Source organism: Bradyrhizobium sp. dw_411 (genome assembly GCF_018449695.1).
Classification (GTDB): domain Bacteria; phylum Pseudomonadota; class Alphaproteobacteria; order Rhizobiales; family Xanthobacteraceae; genus Bradyrhizobium.
Map to the genome: position 1 here is coordinate 148,247 of NZ_JAAVUY010000013.1, position 16,727 is coordinate 164,973.

Sequence of the window (16,727 nt, forward strand, 5' to 3'; positions counted from 1 at the left end):
GACGTAACCCCGATATGACAGGCGGAATCCTCTGGTCTTGGTCAAGACAGGGCGTCTCCATGCGGTGGCGCACCGAGCAGGAACTCGCTCTTCTGGGCGACGAGCTCGGCATTCCCGCAGATGCCCTGGCGACGGCCCAGCGCGAGCTGAAGGAATTGCAGAGCGGGTTCTTCGAGGTTGTCATCCGGTTCACGAAGACCCGACTGACCGTCGAAGGGAGTGTGGCCAGCGGGACGACAAGGCGAGCCGTGGTTGACATCCTTCGTCGGTGCGTCGCGGAAGGTCGCCGCCCGCTCCTCAAGGTGGTCGACGACCTTGAGGTGACCGCTCCCTTCCGGCCGGCGCACGAGAGCGACCTCGAACGGTACGAAATCAGGGGTGCGGCGAAGGACGCAGTCGGCACGGCAAAGGATGCGACCGGCAAGGCCAGCAACGCCGTCGGCATGGCGAAGGACGGTGCCATTGCGAAACCCAAGGCGCCAACGATCGACGTCGACCGGTATCCTTCGATCTCTTCGGACGAGCAACCGATCGTCGGGCAGGTCTTCCGGTTCGAAGTCGCCCTTAACGCGACCCCGGATGCCTCCGCGACCGAGCCGGTATCCTTCAAAAACGTGCCAGGAGACTGGCAAGCCCTGACGGTCGAAGTCGAGGTCCATTCGTCGCGTCTGCTGTTCGAAAAGGGGGCGAACCGCAAGACGATCGAGGTGCTGCGGGAAGGGACGACGTTGCCGGCAAGTTTCGCGGCCACGGTGAGGGACGATGAAAATGCGACGGCTCCTTTGGAGATCGTGGCGATGTTCACCTACGCGAATAGGTTCAGCGGAATCGCGCGCCAGAACTTCGAGTTGAAGGAGAACGAAGCGGCCGAAGCGCGGGCGGGCACCGCGACTGTCGCGGGCGTGAGCCTGATCTCGGCAGCCTCCGCGGATCTGACGGTCAAGATCGTCCGTCTGGACGGATCGGGCAACTACTTGTGGAGCCTCTCCGCCCCGAAAGGCGTCGACATGGGGACGGAGACGCGCGAGGAGACGATGAACCTCGGCACGACTACGGGGGAGTACGCGCTCGGCCTGCTTAAGGAATGTCCGGGGTTCGCGGCCGGTCGCCACGAAGGCAAGCTGCGCGGTATCGGGGAGACGATTTGGGCCGCCAGCCCAGAGGCATTCAGGGCGCTTTATCGGGACCTGCGAAATGCCTTCGGCCCCGCGTTTCCGATCCAGATTATCACCGACGAACCGCATATCCCGTGGGAGATGATGCATCCGAACGCATCGTCGGGCGTGAATGGACCAGACCATCTTTTCATGACGCATCCGATCGCCCGTTGGTTCTTACGTACCGGCGGCAGGATTCCGCCACGCTTCGAGCCGGGATCGATTGCGAGTTTCGTGCCGAAATACGAAAACGACGAGAGCCTTGCAATGGCGCTCGACGAAGGAAAGTGGCTGACGGAGAATCTAGGGGCGAAACCCCAAGACGCGACCTACAAGGGCTTCACGGACTTCTGGAGCGTCAAGATCCCGGCCAAGCCCGTCGCCGTCCTCCATTTTGCGGGCCATGGCGACACCGATGAGACCGGCGTCGCCAAGATCAAAATGACCGACGACTGGGTGAGTTGCAACGACGTCCATGGCGGGGTTGATCTAGGCGTACGTTACGGAACATTCGTGGTGCTCAACGCCTGTCGTGTCGGCGGCGGCGACTATAGGCTTGGGCTCGCCTCGGGGTGGGCCGCCAGTCTGACAGACCGCAAGTTTAGAGGCGTCCTCGCACCGTTGTGGTCTGTACAGGACGAATGCGCGGCGTTCGTCGTCCGCCGTTACTTGAAGGAATTCCTCGACGGCGCTTCCGTCGGGCAGGCCATGCTGACAGCACGCGCCGAGCGACGCGCCATCTCCGCGACGCCTTACGCCTACGTCGTCCACGGCGACGTCATGGCGAAGATCGAGAGCGCCTCGAAGTCGTAAAATCTAGGAGGCACCGCCTTCGACCAGCACGGTCGCCGGTATCTTCGGTACGACTTCGGCGTAGAGATTGCCGCCGGCATCGGAGGGAGTGCGGATCGACACGATGAGCGAATAGTTGACCGCGCGCTCGTAACGGTCCTGGGTCGGCATGTCGCCCCACCAGCCTCGCACCGGAACGACGGATATCCCGTCCCGGTCGGCGAGTTGGTAGGCCTTGCCGCGCCAGACGTCTTGGACGAGCGTGCCTTTCGAGCGGGATGAAAGCGCCCAGCCGTCGCCGCTTCCCGCAGCCTCCGACATGTCACCTTCGGCCAACTCGTTGTTGCGTAGCTGGGCGCGCTCGTCGCTCTCTCCAGACCTTTTCACGTCGAACCTGAGGCGATGGGAAGGATAACGGTCGATCGCGCGGCCTCTGGAGGCTGCGTGAGGGTCCGGCTCGACGAAATAGGACAACGTGCAGCGCAGCTCCACCGGAGTCTGGTTAAGCTGCCTGAGCACCGTCTCCGGCCACGGAAGCTTGAAATATTTCATCTCCTTAAGCCGGATGTTTCCCAATTTGCCATCGTCCTTTATCGACCGCTCGTAGGGCTGCAGATTATCCTCGACGATCAGCGTCAGCGCGTGGGAGGCGCTCGCGAACAGCCGCTGCTCGTTAGGAACCCCCCAGCCGTAACGGCCGAGCATGAGGTTCATCGCTTCCTGAGCGGAGTTTCCTGCGGCGCGGTCACGGGACAACTGCGCCAGCATGGCCGGCGTCCACTCTGCAGAATGCACTATCAGCCCCCTGATCGTTTCCATCCGGAAGAGCGGATAGCGGGCGGCGAGCCGCGCGGCGAGACCCGCAGCCATAGCCGTCGCCGTGCTTGTCTCTCCAGAGATCGTCAGGGGGCTCGTCGGCGCCAGATGCGACGTCGTCACGACCATATGGTCGAAGGAAGGCCGACTGAAAACGCCGCCCCTCTCGATTGAGAAATTGCCGCCTTCCATCACGATATCGGGCTTACTCGGATGCGGGTCGATCCAAGCCGCCGCGGTCCGGGAAGTCGGCATGAGATCGCCGACAGGCGCCACCATGCCCCTCGTTCCGAGGTCCTTCAGGCTCGCCGCGCCGACCGACAGAGCGTTCAGGGCTTGCGCCGGCGCCTGGATGCCGAAACCGTCGTTGCGGTCCTCGTAATCCGCGATCTGGTACGGTTCGTCTGGAGAGTGCGGCACGTTACCAACGGCTGCGCAGAACAGGCGGACGTTTTGACCGTCCCCGTACGCCAACTGGTCGAGAACTGCGGACGTGCTTGTGGGCCTTCCGTTCTCTTCCTCGCCTTGCGCCGTCTGCGCCAAGCAGAAGATCCTGCGATGGGGCTCCTGCTCCACCAGCGCAACGGCACGTCTCAAGGCGTCGCGCGCCGGCACGTCTCCTGGCTGATTGGGCGACGCGACGACGACGGATTCTAGCGCGGTCTGTAGCACCAACGGCGGAGACGACGGCGAGAGGCCCTCGAGGTCGCCGAATTGAGCGACGCCGGCCATCCTGGTTCCGTGGCCCTTCGCGTCGGTCGCCCCCCACTCTTTCACGATGGTATAGCAACGGCTCTGCGGAAGCGACGACGACAGCAGGTCGTGGCTCCTGTTAACGCCGGTATCCAGGATCGCGATGCGAGGCGCGTCGGCCGGAGGTCCAGAAATCCGTGACGCAATCTTCGACATCACCTCGGATCTGCGTTCGGGTTTCATCTCATAGAAGTCGGAAACGAAAGTGGATGCGCTCCGCAATTCGACAACGGCGGCGCTGGATCGAACCAGCTGCTCCAGCTGCTGCGGGGTGGCGGATACGTTTCGCACGATCGTCTCGATGAAAACGGTCGCCATGCCCAGAGGCTTGATGCCGAGCTTTTCCAGCGCCGCCGCGAAGGACTTCTCGAACCCCGGACGGATCCAGACCTCCCAGTCGGTCTCCGTCCTCCTACGCGGGAAACGATCGAGCCGATCGGTCCAGAAGTCCCGCAGCGTCGCGCTTCTGATGGCCGCGCCGCTTTCGAAAAGCCAGAAATTCCGTGGCCGGCCGATGTCTTCCTCTTCTTCGTCGGACTCCTTGTTCGCCGCTTCGGGTCGGTCGTGCCATTCCGCATAGCGATCGAGGTTTTCGCGCAAGGTCTTTAGGCTGTTTCTGACGACGAAGAAGGTTGCCTGTTCGGGAGACTCGCTCCCTTCCTCGTCGCCGATCGCCTTACGAACGGCCAGCAACTTCAGGCCCGGGGACGACGAGCGCTTGGATCCCACGTCGATGGCGACCGATGGTCGCGCGGATACCGTGATTGACGCGCCGCGTTTGGCGCGCGGGACCCCGCTTTCCTCCTGCAGCACGAGGGTCTGCTCCAGATCGGCGAGGCTTTGGTCGAGCTGCTGCCGAAGCAGGTTCGCATGTGCGACGCGATCAGCGATCGCCGGCGGTCGTTTCTTGTTGCCGCGTCCCCGGGCCCGGAAGTCCTCTGACGCCTTGCCCAGACCCCGGAGGTGGATATGCCGATAATTTTCAATTTCCGCCATGGCCGCCGATGCTCACCCGCCGAGCGGCATCGAATCGCCGCCTACTCGCGGTGGATGTTAGCCCGATCGTCCAGAGCGCGACAGAGAACTTCCGTGGACAGGACGCTACGGTTGTCCAGAACCGCTATCCGGGCCGCATCCTCCGCCGCTGCGGCGAGATCTGCCTGGCTCAGTCCGCTCGCGTGGGCGTCGACGTCTTCCCATGCGATGGCCTCTCTATCGAACCGAAGCAGGTTGTTGCGCAGCACCTGTCGCGCCTCCGCGGGCGAAGGATTCGAATAGACAAAAGCCGAGTCGAACCGACGGAAAAGGGCCGTGTCCAGCAGGGAGCGGTGGTTGGTCGCCGCTACGATCACGCTGAACGACTCGTCCTCCTCGAGGAATTGGAGGAAGGAGTTCAGCATACGGCGGGCCTCGCCGATGTCGTTGTCCGAACCGCGGCTCGAAGCCAGGGCGTCGACCTCGTCGAAGAAGTACACGCCGCGAGCGCTCTGCATCGCGTCGAAGATCAGGCGCAGTTTCGCCGCCGTCTCGCCGAGAAATTTGGTGATCACCCCGTCCAGCCGGATTTTGAAGAGCGGAAGCCCCAGTTCGCACGCGATCGCGGCCGCCGTCATCCCCTTGCCGGTGCCGGGAGGGCCGGAGAACAGAAACTTCCTGCGTGGCCGCATACCTTCCGATTCCAGCGTTTCTCGCTCGCGGTGTTCCCGGACGATCCTCAGTATCTTCTCGCGCAGGTCGGAATTGACGACGAGGTCGGAGACGTGAAATTCCGGATAGGATGTGCCGACCAGTCCTGACAGCTCTCCGCGCAGCGCGGCCATCGGTATGGGCTGCACCTTGTGCGCGCCCGGTGCTTGGTTGCGGACTCGCTGAACGAGGTTCTTGATCTCGTCGGCCACCTTGCTCTTGCCGGCCTTGTCGGCGTCGGCCGCGATATGCTCGGCGATCGACAGAAATTGCTGGCTATCGCCGGCGGCGTGACTTCGGATCATCGCGATGATCTGCTTAGAGTTCGTCATGACTTAGTCCCCTCGTCGCGCAGATCTAGAACTGACTTCAATATTGCCTCAGCCTTCGGTATCAAATTAACAAATTCGTGCAATAAACGCAAATCTTTTATCGAGAGCAATCTGATCGCCTGGGCGGACAGGGCGATGTCCTCGGTTAACACCGTCTCGCCCCGCTCGATAAGACGCCTCAGTCGCTGATGCATATCGAAGGAAAATCCTCCTTCTTTCAATGACCTAGTTAGTGTAGAAGGCGCCACGCCCAAACGCCCCGCCGTAGCAGAGACGGTTAGCCCGGCATTCGATCGCCATTCGTGAAATTTTAGCGCCAGATCAGGATCAGGCACGCGTTTGGGACGTCCAGCCATGTGCATTTATTGCATAAACCATTGCGGCCGGCAACTGCTCAAAGCGGCCGAAATGTCGCCACTGCTAAACGGGACAGCCATCGTTTTTCCGCAACGTTCATGTTATGTTCTATTTGCATAAACATCAAGCACGATGCCATTACTGAAGGGATCGTAGTACTCGGCTCCGAACTTCGATCTGGAGCAGACGTGGGCGACGGCGAACGGGTCAACCTCGCTGGGATCGAGTAGCGGTCCGAGAACAGCGACTGCGCTCCGCAGGGCCCGAAGGTCCGGTGTCATCATCATGGATTGGTCCAGCAAGCTGCCGATAAGGCGATCCATCGAGTCATGGCTCTTCAAGTCGGTGCCCTCTAATTCCGTTGATTATGGACAGTTTTTGGCGACCGCCTGAATAGCGACTTCCTATCAGCGTGTTACGGAGCGAGATTTAGCCAGAATTTGTTTCCCGCAAAACTCCCGCACCCAGTCGGCGTGGCGCTCAAGCCCCCCCGCCGCGGCTGGCGATCTCTATCTCGCGCTGCAGCGCCTCAATCGTTCGGGCGTAGCGAGCTTCCTCTTCGCGCCTCGCGTTGCGTTCCGACTCGAGCAGAATCTTGAGCACCCGTATCTCGCTCTGCAGTTGGACGATGCCACCGTCCGCCTCGCGATCCCCTCCGGCGGCGTGGACCGCGGCAGGCGGCAATACCCTCATTGCTGCAGAAGTATTTATTACAGCCTGGGCCTCCTCAGCTGGACCCTTCGGACTGGTCCGGACCAGTCCGGACCGAGTTGTTGGACTATCGGCGCTGGCGACATGCTCCTTCAGTAGCGCAGAAATCCGGGTCGAGCCGCCGCCGCCAAGTCGCTTGCGGACGGAGGCGCGCGTCAGCGCCGCCCCCTCGGCCGCGAGGGCCTTGATGGTCGCTTCGATCTCACCGTCGGTGAATTGTCTGCTCACGGCACCAACTCCAAGGGATCCATAGGCCTCAACATCTCCTGCTCGAAGGTCCGACAGCAATCGCCCGAAAGATAGCGGGCAAGCTCGCCGAAATCGTCGTCTCTCGCGGCGATGCCTGCGACACGGGAAAGTGGTCTGGATTTGGCGCCATGGCGTTCGGCCAAGGAGGCCGTCATGAGGTGCAACCGGACGGCTCGGCCGGCGGCTTCGCGTATCGAGTCCGCAATAAGGAGACCTCCCGCATCGACATCGCCCCAATGATAGAACGGGGCGTTCGGCCACAACGCTGCCAAGCGGCCGACCAACATGCGCACCGGCGGAGGCGGGAAGCCGTGCGTATAGACCACGGCGCCTCGGTGGATCTCGCGGCACTGACCGTTGAAGCTCGTCCAATTCTCCACCGTCATGATGAACGTGGGAGAGCTCCCGATCGCCGTGCAGGTCTCGACCAGGTCGGGATTTACGGCGCTCCAGGGAAGCGCGTAGCCGGTCACGGCCGTTCCGTCGCGATCCTCGAAGCCGACCGGCGCGCGCAGGCAGACCGGATGGCCGAACCTAACGAGCCCCAATGTCTCCCATATCTCGTGCTGCCGCGCATCTTCGGGGAGCGCCAGGGCGCGGCGCAGGATGGCGCAGATTGCCGCGGCGTTCCGCTCCAGAAATTTGGACGACCCCGCCGCCTGCGCGGAAGCGACCCTGAAATGCGTCCCGAACGCCACTTCCAGCAGACCTGCGGCGGCACCGAACACGTTGCGGACGAGCTCCGGCTCAGCCGGCAGGCGATACCACTCGGCTCCCCTGGACCAGTTTCCGGCGGCATCCTCGATCGCCGGGTCAAGCCCCTCACGCCCGGCGGTCGCTTCGCGCGCGGCCGTCACCGCCGCGGCGGTGCGCGTTCCTGCCCGCGTGATGCCGAGGTCGAGCGCCAACCGGTCGGCGTCGAGCAGGTGCACGCGCTCGATGACGTCGCGCCGGTTGCCGGCGCCGCGAACCAGCGCGACCGCACCGGTGCGCTCTGCCCCTTCGAGCCGTTCCCGCCATGTCCGCTGCACCGCGGGCGAGGGATCCTTCGGAGCCCCGGCGGCCACCGACAACGTGCGGGTCGCGGTGGCGTTGCGGTCGGCGGATTCGAGCAGCCTGACAAGCACCTTCCGCGCGGCCTCGCCGCCGGCAACCGTCATTGCGCCGCCTCCAGCACGGTTGTCCCGTCGGCGGCCACGGTGCGCTCGCGGTAGGCGTCGTACCCCTTGACCCGCGGATCCTCCTCGGCGAGGTCGTCGCGCAGTGCCTCGGACACCTTTTCGGGGACGATGTGGATGTACTCGCCGTCGCGCGCGACGTTGATGAACGTCTCCATGCCGTGCGCCAGCACGCGCGACTTCGTGTCCGGCGCGGCGGCGATGATCTGCAGGTTGGTGTCGCTCATGAACTTGAGCATCTTCACGGTGTGCTCCGTGTCCAGGCCGTCGAGCGCGTCGTCGAGCAGGATGATGCCGAGCGATCCGTTCCTGCGGTCGGGCGAGGACGATTTGGAGGACACCGCGGCCGCCATGGCGATGTACTGCGGAACCACGCCTTCCCCGATCGAGCCCTTCTTCATGCGCTGGCGCAGCGTCGAGACGACGTCGCCGCTGGCGGCGTCCTTCACCAGCACGTCGAAGGTCCAGTACGCCTTCGGATCGGCCAGGTCGTTCAGCGCGACCTGGTCGTCGCTCTCGATCATGTTTGCGATGGACCGGATCGCGCGCGACTGCTCGGTGTCGCCGTCGAGCAAATTGAGCGAGGGCATCGCCCAGTTCGGATCCTCCGTCGCGTGTCCGACCAGGTCGATGATCGGCCCGAACTTCTCGACCGGGTTCATCCGGAACACGTACTTCTCGCCGTAGAACTCGTGCCGCTCCATCTCGCGGTTGAGGTCGTCGCGGGTGTCACGAATCCTCGAGAACGCATGGACGAGGAGGCTGACGAACTCGTTGCGGAAGGCGTCCGAAAGCTGGCGGGTTGCCCCCTCGGCCTCCGCGGTCTTGTCGAGCAGCGTCGAATTCTGCAGCAAGTCGCGCATCGCCCTCGCTTCGGCGAGCCGCTCGCGCCAGGCCTCCACGCTGAGCACCGGCATCGGCACTTCTGGAAAGAATGCCGCATGCTCGGCCCACGATTCATGACCGCGCGCGATCCCGGCGCGGCTCTCCTCGGCGCGGGTCTCGGCGGTCTCGAGCGTCTGCTTGTGCTCGCGCCAGAAATCCTTGGCCTCGGTCAGGAGGCCGAGGAAGCGCCGGCGCACCTCGTGCGCGACGTCGTGTTCGCCCAGCGCCTTCGCATCGCGCTCAAAAATGCTGGCGGCGAGCTGCTGGCCTGCGACGTCCAACTCCACGTCCGCGCGGCTGACCGCGTCGCGCGCCTTCCGCACCGCCTCGCCCGCAAGCGACCATTCCTCGTCGCGCTCCTTCCGGACCGCCTCGAGCTCCAATATCTGCTGCTCCCGTTCGGGATCGCGCTGCCCGCGGAGCCTCTGCAACTCCGCGCGGCTCGAATCCACGGCCGTCTTCGCCCGCCGCAGATCGTCGACGACCGAACCCAGCGTCGTCTGCGAGCTTCCCGACTGCCCGATCAGCGTCCGATAAGCGTCCCTGGCGGCTTCCAAAACCTTCCGCTCGGTGACGGCCTCGTTCAACTCGCCATGCAGGCGCTGGAGATCCACCGCGGCGTTGGCGGCGGCCTGCTCGCGGCCGCGTCGCCCGACCAGCAGATAGCGCGGCAGCCGCAACTTGAAGGACGAAAAGCGCGTCGCCCGCATAAGATCGGCCGTCACGGCGTTCGGCTCGCGCTCGATATCGGCCTCGGTGCGTACCCGCTTGATGCGCCCCAGCACCGCATTGACGTAGGCGCCCGCGGTGGCATCCTCGGCCTCGACGACGGCGGCGAGCGAATCCGCGGCCGGCGGCTGGGTGCCCGCGGTCAGGACCGACGGCTTGACGATCTCGATCCCGTCGCTGCGGGTCGAGCGACGCTGCACCCGCACGGCGTCGAGATATTGGCCTGCGACCTTCAGGATCATCGCCTCGCGCGCGTTGCCAAGCACGGCTTCGACGGCGTTGCGCCATTCCTCCCTGCCTTCCCGGATGTCAATCAGTTCGCAGAGCGGGGTCGCGACGATCTTCTCCCCGGCCAAAGCGTCGCGGAGATTCTCCGCCTCGGGCCGCAACTGGGCCCGGTCGACGGCCTCCGTCCGCGCCCGCTTCACCAGATCCTCGCGCGCCTTCGATATCCGTTCCTCGCGGGCCGCCGCGGCGGTATGAGCGCGCGTAAGCTCCCGCACCGCGTTGGCTCCGGCTTCGTCGACGACGCGCTGCAGGGCGTCGGCGTCGGAAGCCATGGATTCGATTTCGGCATCGTCCTTTGCGCGGCGGAAGTCGGCGCCGGCGTCCGCGACCCGGCGGACGTTGCGGCTCTCGGCGTCCTTCATGTAGCCGACGGCGGTGCGGATCGCGTCGATGGCCTCCGCACGGCGCTTGAGCTCCTTGCGGACCTCGCGCAATTTCTGCTCGCTGGCGGCCACATCGCGGTCGGCATCGCGGATGCGGGTTTCGAGCGCGGCGGCGCCGGGGGAGTTGCGCGCCTCCTCGACGCGCCGGCCGGCCTCTTCCTTACGCTCGCTGGCCAAAGCCTCGGCCTCCTCGGACCTCTCGACCTGCGTCTTCAGACCGGCCAGTTTTTCCTCGAGGGCGCCGATCTCGGACTGGCGCCGGCCGACGGCGGCCTCAGTCGCCGCGGCGACGCGACCGCGCGCCTCGCGATCGTCCTCGGCGGCCTTGGCGTAGTGATCGACGACGATCTTGAGCGAGGCGATTTGGCGATTGATGCTTTCGATGGTGCGGATGATCTCGCGGTAGAACGCCAGGCGCTCGCGCATCCGCCCGATGTCGATGATCTCGGTTTCGAGGACATGGGAGCGCATGAAGGCCGTGATGTCGCCGACCGGCTGGAACACCAGCGCGCGCTTCACCGCCCTGTAGTAGGAATGGGCGTCTGCGTGCCAGGAACCGTAGGTGAGCAGGTTGAGGAGATAGGTCGAGTAATCGGCCGCGCTGTCGCACTCCTCGACCTTCCGGCCGGCCGCTCGCAACCCGTCGACGGCCTGGTCGAAGCCCTTCGCCATCTCGCCTTCGTCGGCGAGGAAGACGAGATCGGCCGTCGTCACGCCTCCCCCGGTTACGATCATGAACCGCGAGTGGGGCCGCTCGCGGTGCTCGTGCGCCACGACATGAACGACGCCGGCGACCTCGACACCCTCCCGCGTACGGAACGACAGGGCGATCCAGGTGAGGGAGTTCTTGCGTACGACCTTGGCCTTCTCGTTCTCGTCATGCCGCACGACGCCGAGACAATATTCCTGCAGCGATCTGTGGGCGTCCGGCCGGTTCTGCCGCACCGCCGCGGCGTTGTAGACCACGAGGTCGCCAGCCCCGCCGGTCAGTCCGGTCTGGATCGCGTCGACACACGAACTCTTGCCGCTGCGGTTCGGGCCGAGAAAGACGGTGTTGCCGGAAAGCTCGATGTCCTCCCGTTCGATCAGGTAGAAGTTGATCAGGGACAGACGGACGATCTGCGGTGCATGGAGTTCCGGCTCGCTCATGCGTCGGACTTTTCTTCAGCGGCGGCTTCGTCGCCGCCGTCTTCGCCGGATGCGGGCCGCGCTTCCTTTGCGTAGCGCTTAAGCGCCTCAAGCGGCTCGGACACCGCCACCATGCTGATCGACGGCCTCACGGTGAAGGCCATCCCCTCGTGGAAGGTCGGCGGCAGCGAGACCTGGATGAGGCCGTGGTTCTTCAAGAACCGGAGGATGTCGAGCATCCTGACCTTGCCGGGCGGGTCCTTCCTGGTCTTTTCCTTCCAGAGGTCGTGCAGACCGTCGGTGTGCCATTGCGCGTTGCCGTTGACGAGCCCGGTGCTCTGGATCGCGCTGTCGTAGAACGCCCGCAGCAGCAGGATGGCGATGGCCTCGTCCACGCGCAGGGGCTGCGCCTGGTGGGCGAGCCGCTTGTCGCGCGGCGTGTCGGGAGCCTCCGCCATCGGCGGCATCAGGCACACCATCTTGATGTTGCCCGAGGTATTGAACTGGAGCCGCCATCCGAAGACGTCGAACAACCGCTCCGCAAACGGCCGTACCTGATCGTCGATCAGCAGTTCGTAGATGTCCCTGGAGCCGTAATCGTTGCCGAACACGAACTGCCGCTGCATCAGCGTGCGGAAGGCGCGCTGGATGGTGACCTTCGGAAACCGTGTCCTGGCGAGGACGTCCTCGTATTCCTGCAATCCCGACAGCGGGTTCATCGCTGGGCCTCCGTCCTGGTCGCCGTGAAGTTGGGGAGCTCCCCGTAACGGCACGCGGCCACGCCTTCGGCGGGCCCGAGCTGCCATCCCTTGAGACGTCCGCCGCGACCCGTCAGCGCGAGCAGGGCGATGTAGCGCCACGTGAACCATTCCCTGGCGTTCGCCGGCGCGAGGGCGACCGCGTCGCCGCCATCTCTGGAGCCGAGGTAGGCGAGCGCGTGTCCCGCGGTGGGCTCGGAAGCGAGGTCGAACGAGCGGCAATCCTGGATGAAGCGCTTCCTGTACGGATCGTCCGGCGGCCGCCGGAGCACGCGGGGGTCCGGCGGAGGCAGCGCCTCCCTGGCTTCTGGAAAGCGGGATTCGCCGACCGGCTCGAGGCAGTTGAGCAGCGGCAGGACGCAGGGAAGTTCGACGTGATCTGCGAGAAGCGCCAACGCTTCGAGGCAGGATTCGACGCGCTCGCGGATGGTCGCCGGATTGCGGCCGATGAATCTCAGGATGTCGCGGATGCGTCCTTCGATGCCGACCTGGCCCTGGTCGATGCGGACCCGCAGGCGCTCGATGTCGTCGAACGAAGCCGAGATCTCCGCAAGCCGCCTGCGGATGAGCGCCTCGGCCTCGCCGTCGGTGGCCGCATGACCGGCTTCGACGTAGGCGGCCATCGCCTTCTCCATCGCCGTCGCCGAGCCGAGGATTTCGCGGACGGCGCGGGTGACGTGATGCCGCGACCGCCAAGGATTGTTCTGGGACAGTATCTTGGTCCAATCGCGGATCAGGATCCGCTCGACGAACTCGGCAAAGAACACGTCGACCGAATCGTCCATCCCCTCGGCGGCGTTGAGGCGCCGCGTCACCGCCAGCAGCGCCGCATCGATGCCGGCCATGTGGCGCCGAAAGCCGACGGCCGTCTGCCACGCGGCATCTATGTTGGTGGCATGCATCGTCGGGTCGTCCGCGGCCGCGCCGATCAGCGAGGAGACCTGCGAGACCAGTCCCGTGAAGCTCTTTGCCACGTTTTCCTTGAGGTCGCGCAGCACCGTCATCAGGCGGCGGTAGCCTTCCGGCATCGTCACGCGGATCAGCCAGCGCTCCGATTCCTCGAGCAGCCAGCCGCCCTCCCGCATTTTCAGATAGAGGTAGTCGGATGATGCCGCCTCCGGCTCGTCCGCGTCGCCGTCGCCGGCCGGCACAGGCGGCGCCGGCATTCCCTCGATCGCCGCAGCGATCGAGTTCTTGACCTGGTCGCGCTCGGGATTCTCCATGGCCATTTCGCCGAAATGCGTGGCGCACAGCCGCAGCAGCGCTGCCTCCGCAGCCGAGGCGTGGCGGCCGGTGAAGATCTTGAAGGCTTCGGGCGGCACGCAACCGAACAGATCGCTCATACCGCCCCCTTTTTTCGAGGAGAGGGAGCGACCGCAGTCAAGACAGCAAACGTGCGTGGAGCGCGAACCACACGCTCCACCAACGCCTGCTCGACATACGCCTCGAGACCGGCGCGCGACCGACGAGGACATGGAGCAGTGCCGCGACAAAGCCGTCTCGCGCGTGCGAGAAAAGACACCCTTTCATGCTGTGAAAGCAACTGCCTCATATCGGACCAATGGTGGCATTTTCGAGGTCAGTCAACCACCCTGATAGGCTATTCCATGTCGCTGGCCAGACCGAACTCAACGCGCCCCGCGGAGGCGTCCGCAATTGACTGACGTAGAAGTCCAGGTGTGGCCTCGGCGTGAGCTTGCCTGAGACGTTCAAAGTCCCGTTAACCAACAACCATCAAGCCCACGCCAAAAGATTGATGTCTGCCTCCATGTGATTTATCACATCGAAACCGTAGGAGAAGTTTGCATGCTCGAATTAGATAAAAGCACGGTCGTCTCGGAAAGCCAGACTGGATCGAAACCACGTCCTGTTCCGCGTCGTGTTGTCGATCGCCCTCATCCGTCCCGGTGGGATGAACAAGAGTTGATGAATTTCGCCGAAGCTGTCGCGCTTTTTTGGCCCATGGGTCCGCTTACCGTGCATTCGCTGCGCACCGCGCACCGCAGCGGGCAACTCGGCGTCGTCGAAATCGCAGGCAAGTTTCTGACGACAAAGGCCGCCATTCTGGAAATGGGCAAATGTGAACTTGCGCCCAAGGAAGCGCTCGCAAAATGCCCCCCCACTGATCGAGAGACAGCCAAAGCGAAAGCCGCGTTGATGGTGCAGAATTTCAAAACACGGATGCAAGACAAGCTCGCGAAATAGAAGGCTTGAAATTCGCGGATCGGCGGACTGACTGATGCAGCCGTCGGACTAAAAGCCGAGCCGAACTTTCAGCCGCGAGGCGAAACCGCCGCATCGATTAGTTCGATCACCGTCACCTCCAATGCCTCCGCTATCCCCTCGAGCATCGTCACCGCGGGATTGGACTTCCGGCCGTAGGCGGGACGACCCTTTCGCCCATTTCGCTCAGCGCGATCAGCGAGCTTCTCCGAGCCGGAGTCGAGGACACCGCCGCCGATCTCTAGACGAATTCGGACGTGCCGCGCTGGCAGGAGAGGCTTTACGCCTTCATGACGCGTAACGGAGTCGGCGTGCCCGACAATTTCTTGATACCAGCCGCGAGCGTCGTCGAACTCGGCATTAAGGTTGAATGTAAGTGACCGCCACGCGCTTCCTCAGGAGCGGGCGACGTGGCGAGCCCACCGACGGTGGGCATCGGACCGATGGCTTAATCGCACGGCTTTCTTCCCGCGGTCTGAGTTGCCCTCTCGGCGGCACCGGACCGACGTGCAACAATGATTCTCGGCCGCAATCGGTCGAAGCGACGAGAAATGCAAAGGCTGCGAATGACCGCGATACGAATCCAGCACACCACGACCTACCGTTTCAGGCAGCCGGTGCACCTCGCTCCGCACCGGTTGATGCTGCGCCCCCGTGAGAGCCGCGAACTGCGCCTCATGTCGCACGCGCTGATTATCACGCCGGCCGCCGTGGCGACCTGGTCGCACGACGTGTTCGGCAACGCCGTCGCGATAGCCTCGTTTGCGGACGCGGCTTCTGTCCTCATGATTGACAGCGTTGGCGAGATACTGCTCGATGCGGTGGACTGGCCGGTGTTCGACATCGCGGCATCGGCCATCTCGTACCCTTTCCGCTATTCCGACGACGAGTGGACCGACCTCGGCGCACTGACCATCGCGCGATATGCCGATCCGGGCGAACAGTTGCAGACATGGGCCAGGGGCTTCGTTCGCGGCAATCCGACCGACACGCTGTCGCTTCTCAAGGACCTGAACGCCGGGGTCGCTCAGCGCATCCGGTACGAGAGCCGTGAGGTCGAGGGCACGCAGTCTCCCGACGAAACGCTGGATCGCGGATGGGGTTCATGCCGCGACTTCGCGGTGCTGTTCACGGAAGCGGCGCGGAAGCTCGGCTTCGGTGCCCGTCTCGTTTCCGGCTACCTGCACGACCCGAACAACCACCTCGTGGGCTCGGCCGACGGCGGCTCGACCCACGCCTGGGCGGAGGTATTCGTGCCTGGCGCCGGCTGGATCACCTTCGATCCGACCAACCGGAGCGTGGGAGGCCGGCACCTCATTCCGGTCGCCGTTGCCAGGGACATCAGCCAGTGCACGCCGTTATCCGGTAGTTTCTTCGGTCCGAACGACAGCTTCGTGGGCATGGAGGTGACGGTTTCAGTCACCTCGTGATGCTCGCCAGACCGGCCGTACGTCGCAACCCACGTGCTCGACCCGAATGCGCTCGCGGCAAACTGTCAGGCGGCTCGGCGCTTCTTCGGAGAGGTTGCCTTGGACTTGCGTGCAGGCTTCTTTTCGACGGCAGTCGCTCCGGCGACGTCTCCCAGTGATGCGGCCAGCACATCGCGCTGCGCTTCGAGCCAGAATGCGTCGGACCTGCCATCCGGACAACCCGCTTCCATCCACATCTGGTAGGCGCGCTCTCTGACCTTTTGTTCCAGATCCTGCATCTCGCTGCTCCATTCCAAGGAGAAGGATAGTGATGGCGCCCGACGGTTAACAAAGTTCAGAGACGGTCGCCCTGTCACCGATATCGAGGTCCCAGCGTTCGGCTTCGAACCCCCGCCGGGCCAACGCGTTGTTAGCCGGTTGCCTTCCGTTTCGGCGGTCGACCCGAACCGCGACCGAAGGTGATCCGGATGACCCAAACGCTTCAGGCCCCGGCCTTGATCCGGACCAACATCCCGTTCCGCCTCGACGGGCTGCCCTGGAGCCGGTTCCACGTGCTGGTCGTCATCGGGCTAGGCATTACGTGGATCCTCGACGGGCTGGAGGTCACCATCGTCGGTTCGCTGGGGCCAGCCCTGCAGAGCGCCGACACCCTGCATCTCAGCAGCGCAAACCTCGGCGCGGTCGCTTCCTTCTACGTCGTGGGCGCGGTGATCGGCGCGCTGGTCTTCGGCTGGATCACGGACCGGCATGGCCGCCGGCTGGTATTCTACGTCACCCTGATCGTTAAGCTTTCCGGCTTCGAGGCGCCCACCGATCGCGTGCTCAGGCTCGGCAGGGCCAAACTGAACTGACGGATGGCGCCTTCGGATAGC

Annotated in this window: 13 protein-coding genes; 4 read left to right on the forward strand and 9 right to left on the reverse strand. The window is 64.2% G+C overall.

Annotated elements, in window-relative coordinates; all coding sequences use genetic code 11:
* Positions 1 to 59 precede the first annotated feature (59 nt).
* Complete coding sequence (locus tag HB676_RS22365) at positions 60 to 1,970, forward strand: CHAT domain-containing protein (RefSeq protein ID WP_213740433.1); 1,911 nt, start codon at positions 60 to 62, stop codon at positions 1,968 to 1,970.
* A 3-nt stretch (positions 1,971 to 1,973) separates the two neighbouring features.
* Here HB676_RS22365 and HB676_RS22370 read toward each other — a convergent pair whose 3' ends face one another.
* From HB676_RS22370 to HB676_RS22405, 8 genes are all read right to left on the reverse strand, one after another.
* Positions 1,974 to 4,514 carry a S8 family peptidase gene (locus HB676_RS22370; protein WP_213740435.1) on the reverse strand — a complete coding sequence of 847 codons (2,541 nt, stop codon included), beginning with the start codon at positions 4,512 to 4,514 and terminating at the stop codon, positions 1,974 to 1,976.
* 41 nt (positions 4,515 to 4,555) lie between these two features.
* Entirely contained in the window at positions 4,556 to 5,536 is a 981-nt protein-coding gene (locus tag HB676_RS22375) for an ATP-binding protein (RefSeq protein WP_213740437.1), read from the reverse strand.
* Positions 5,533 to 5,892 (reverse strand): hypothetical protein, encoded by a 360-nt coding sequence (locus HB676_RS22380; RefSeq protein WP_213740439.1) that lies wholly within the window; start codon positions 5,890 to 5,892, stop codon positions 5,533 to 5,535. The genes HB676_RS22375 and HB676_RS22380 overlap by 4 nt, the downstream gene beginning before the upstream one ends.
* Before the next feature lie 481 nt (positions 5,893 to 6,373).
* A complete protein-coding gene (locus HB676_RS22385) occupies positions 6,374 to 6,832 on the reverse strand; it encodes a DNA-binding protein (protein ID WP_213740441.1) in 459 nt (152 codons plus the stop codon).
* Positions 6,829 to 8,013, reverse strand: a complete 1,185-nt coding sequence (locus HB676_RS22390) for a Wadjet anti-phage system protein JetD domain-containing protein (RefSeq protein WP_213740444.1) — start codon at positions 8,011 to 8,013, stop codon at positions 6,829 to 6,831. The genes HB676_RS22385 and HB676_RS22390 overlap by 4 nt, the downstream gene beginning before the upstream one ends.
* Positions 8,010 to 11,465: an SbcC/MukB-like Walker B domain-containing protein gene (locus HB676_RS22395; protein ID WP_213740446.1), complete on the reverse strand. Its 3,456-nt coding sequence runs from the start codon at positions 11,463 to 11,465 to the stop codon at positions 8,010 to 8,012. Before HB676_RS22395 ends, HB676_RS22390 begins: the two co-directional genes overlap by 4 nt.
* Positions 11,462 to 12,163 carry a DUF4194 domain-containing protein gene (locus HB676_RS22400; RefSeq protein WP_213740448.1) on the reverse strand — a complete coding sequence of 234 codons (702 nt, stop codon included), beginning with the start codon at positions 12,161 to 12,163 and terminating at the stop codon, positions 11,462 to 11,464. Before HB676_RS22400 ends, HB676_RS22395 begins: the two co-directional genes overlap by 4 nt.
* Positions 12,160 to 13,545 carry a Wadjet anti-phage system protein JetA family protein gene (locus tag HB676_RS22405; RefSeq protein WP_213740450.1) on the reverse strand — a complete coding sequence of 462 codons (1,386 nt, stop codon included), beginning with the start codon at positions 13,543 to 13,545 and terminating at the stop codon, positions 12,160 to 12,162. The genes HB676_RS22400 and HB676_RS22405 overlap by 4 nt, the downstream gene beginning before the upstream one ends.
* Positions 13,546 to 14,008: 463 nt before the next feature.
* Between HB676_RS22405 and HB676_RS22410 the strand changes: the two genes are divergently transcribed.
* Both HB676_RS22410 and HB676_RS22415 read left to right on the forward strand, forming a co-directional pair.
* On the forward strand, positions 14,009 to 14,407 hold the full coding sequence (locus HB676_RS22410; RefSeq protein WP_213740451.1) for a hypothetical protein: 399 nt from the start codon (positions 14,009 to 14,011) through the stop codon (positions 14,405 to 14,407).
* 584 nt (positions 14,408 to 14,991) lie between these two features.
* On the forward strand, positions 14,992 to 15,855 hold the full coding sequence (locus HB676_RS22415; RefSeq protein ID WP_213740453.1) for a transglutaminase family protein: 864 nt from the start codon (positions 14,992 to 14,994) through the stop codon (positions 15,853 to 15,855).
* A 65-nt stretch (positions 15,856 to 15,920) separates the two neighbouring features.
* On the opposite strand, the gene HB676_RS22420 is transcribed toward HB676_RS22415, so the two are convergent.
* Positions 15,921 to 16,133 (reverse strand): DUF2934 domain-containing protein, encoded by a 213-nt coding sequence (locus HB676_RS22420; protein ID WP_213740455.1) that lies wholly within the window; start codon positions 16,131 to 16,133, stop codon positions 15,921 to 15,923.
* 189 nt (positions 16,134 to 16,322) lie between these two features.
* Here HB676_RS22420 and HB676_RS22425 point away from each other — a divergent pair, with 189 nt between their 5' ends.
* The gene (locus HB676_RS22425) at positions 16,323 to 16,706 is read left to right on the forward strand and encodes an MFS transporter (RefSeq protein WP_213740457.1); all 384 of its coding nucleotides are present in this window, start codon (positions 16,323 to 16,325) and stop codon (positions 16,704 to 16,706) included.
* Positions 16,707 to 16,727 lie beyond the last annotated feature (21 nt).

Bases quoted from the DNA above. Each gene is read 5' to 3' on its own strand.
- HB676_RS22365 (WP_213740433.1), top strand. From the start codon at position 60: ATGCGGTGGCGCACCGAGCAGGAACTCGCTCTTCTGGGCGACGAGCTC.
- HB676_RS22370 (WP_213740435.1), bottom strand. From the start codon at position 4,514: ATGGCGGAAATTGAAAATTATCGGCATATCCACCTCCGGGGTCTGGGC.
- HB676_RS22375 (WP_213740437.1), bottom strand. From the start codon at position 5,536: ATGACGAACTCTAAGCAGATCATCGCGATGATCCGAAGTCACGCCGCC.
- HB676_RS22380 (WP_213740439.1), bottom strand. From the start codon at position 5,892: ATGGCTGGACGTCCCAAACGCGTGCCTGATCCTGATCTGGCGCTAAAA.
- HB676_RS22390 (WP_213740444.1), bottom strand. From the start codon at position 8,013: ATGACGGTTGCCGGCGGCGAGGCCGCGCGGAAGGTGCTTGTCAGGCTG.
- HB676_RS22395 (WP_213740446.1), bottom strand. From the start codon at position 11,465: ATGAGCGAGCCGGAACTCCATGCACCGCAGATCGTCCGTCTGTCCCTG.
- HB676_RS22400 (WP_213740448.1), bottom strand. From the start codon at position 12,163: ATGAACCCGCTGTCGGGATTGCAGGAATACGAGGACGTCCTCGCCAGG.
- HB676_RS22405 (WP_213740450.1), bottom strand. From the start codon at position 13,545: ATGAGCGATCTGTTCGGTTGCGTGCCGCCCGAAGCCTTCAAGATCTTC.
- HB676_RS22410 (WP_213740451.1), top strand. From the start codon at position 14,009: ATGCTCGAATTAGATAAAAGCACGGTCGTCTCGGAAAGCCAGACTGGA.
- HB676_RS22415 (WP_213740453.1), top strand. From the start codon at position 14,992: ATGACCGCGATACGAATCCAGCACACCACGACCTACCGTTTCAGGCAG.
- HB676_RS22420 (WP_213740455.1), bottom strand. From the start codon at position 16,133: ATGCAGGATCTGGAACAAAAGGTCAGAGAGCGCGCCTACCAGATGTGG.
- HB676_RS22425 (WP_213740457.1), top strand. From the start codon at position 16,323: ATGACCCAAACGCTTCAGGCCCCGGCCTTGATCCGGACCAACATCCCG.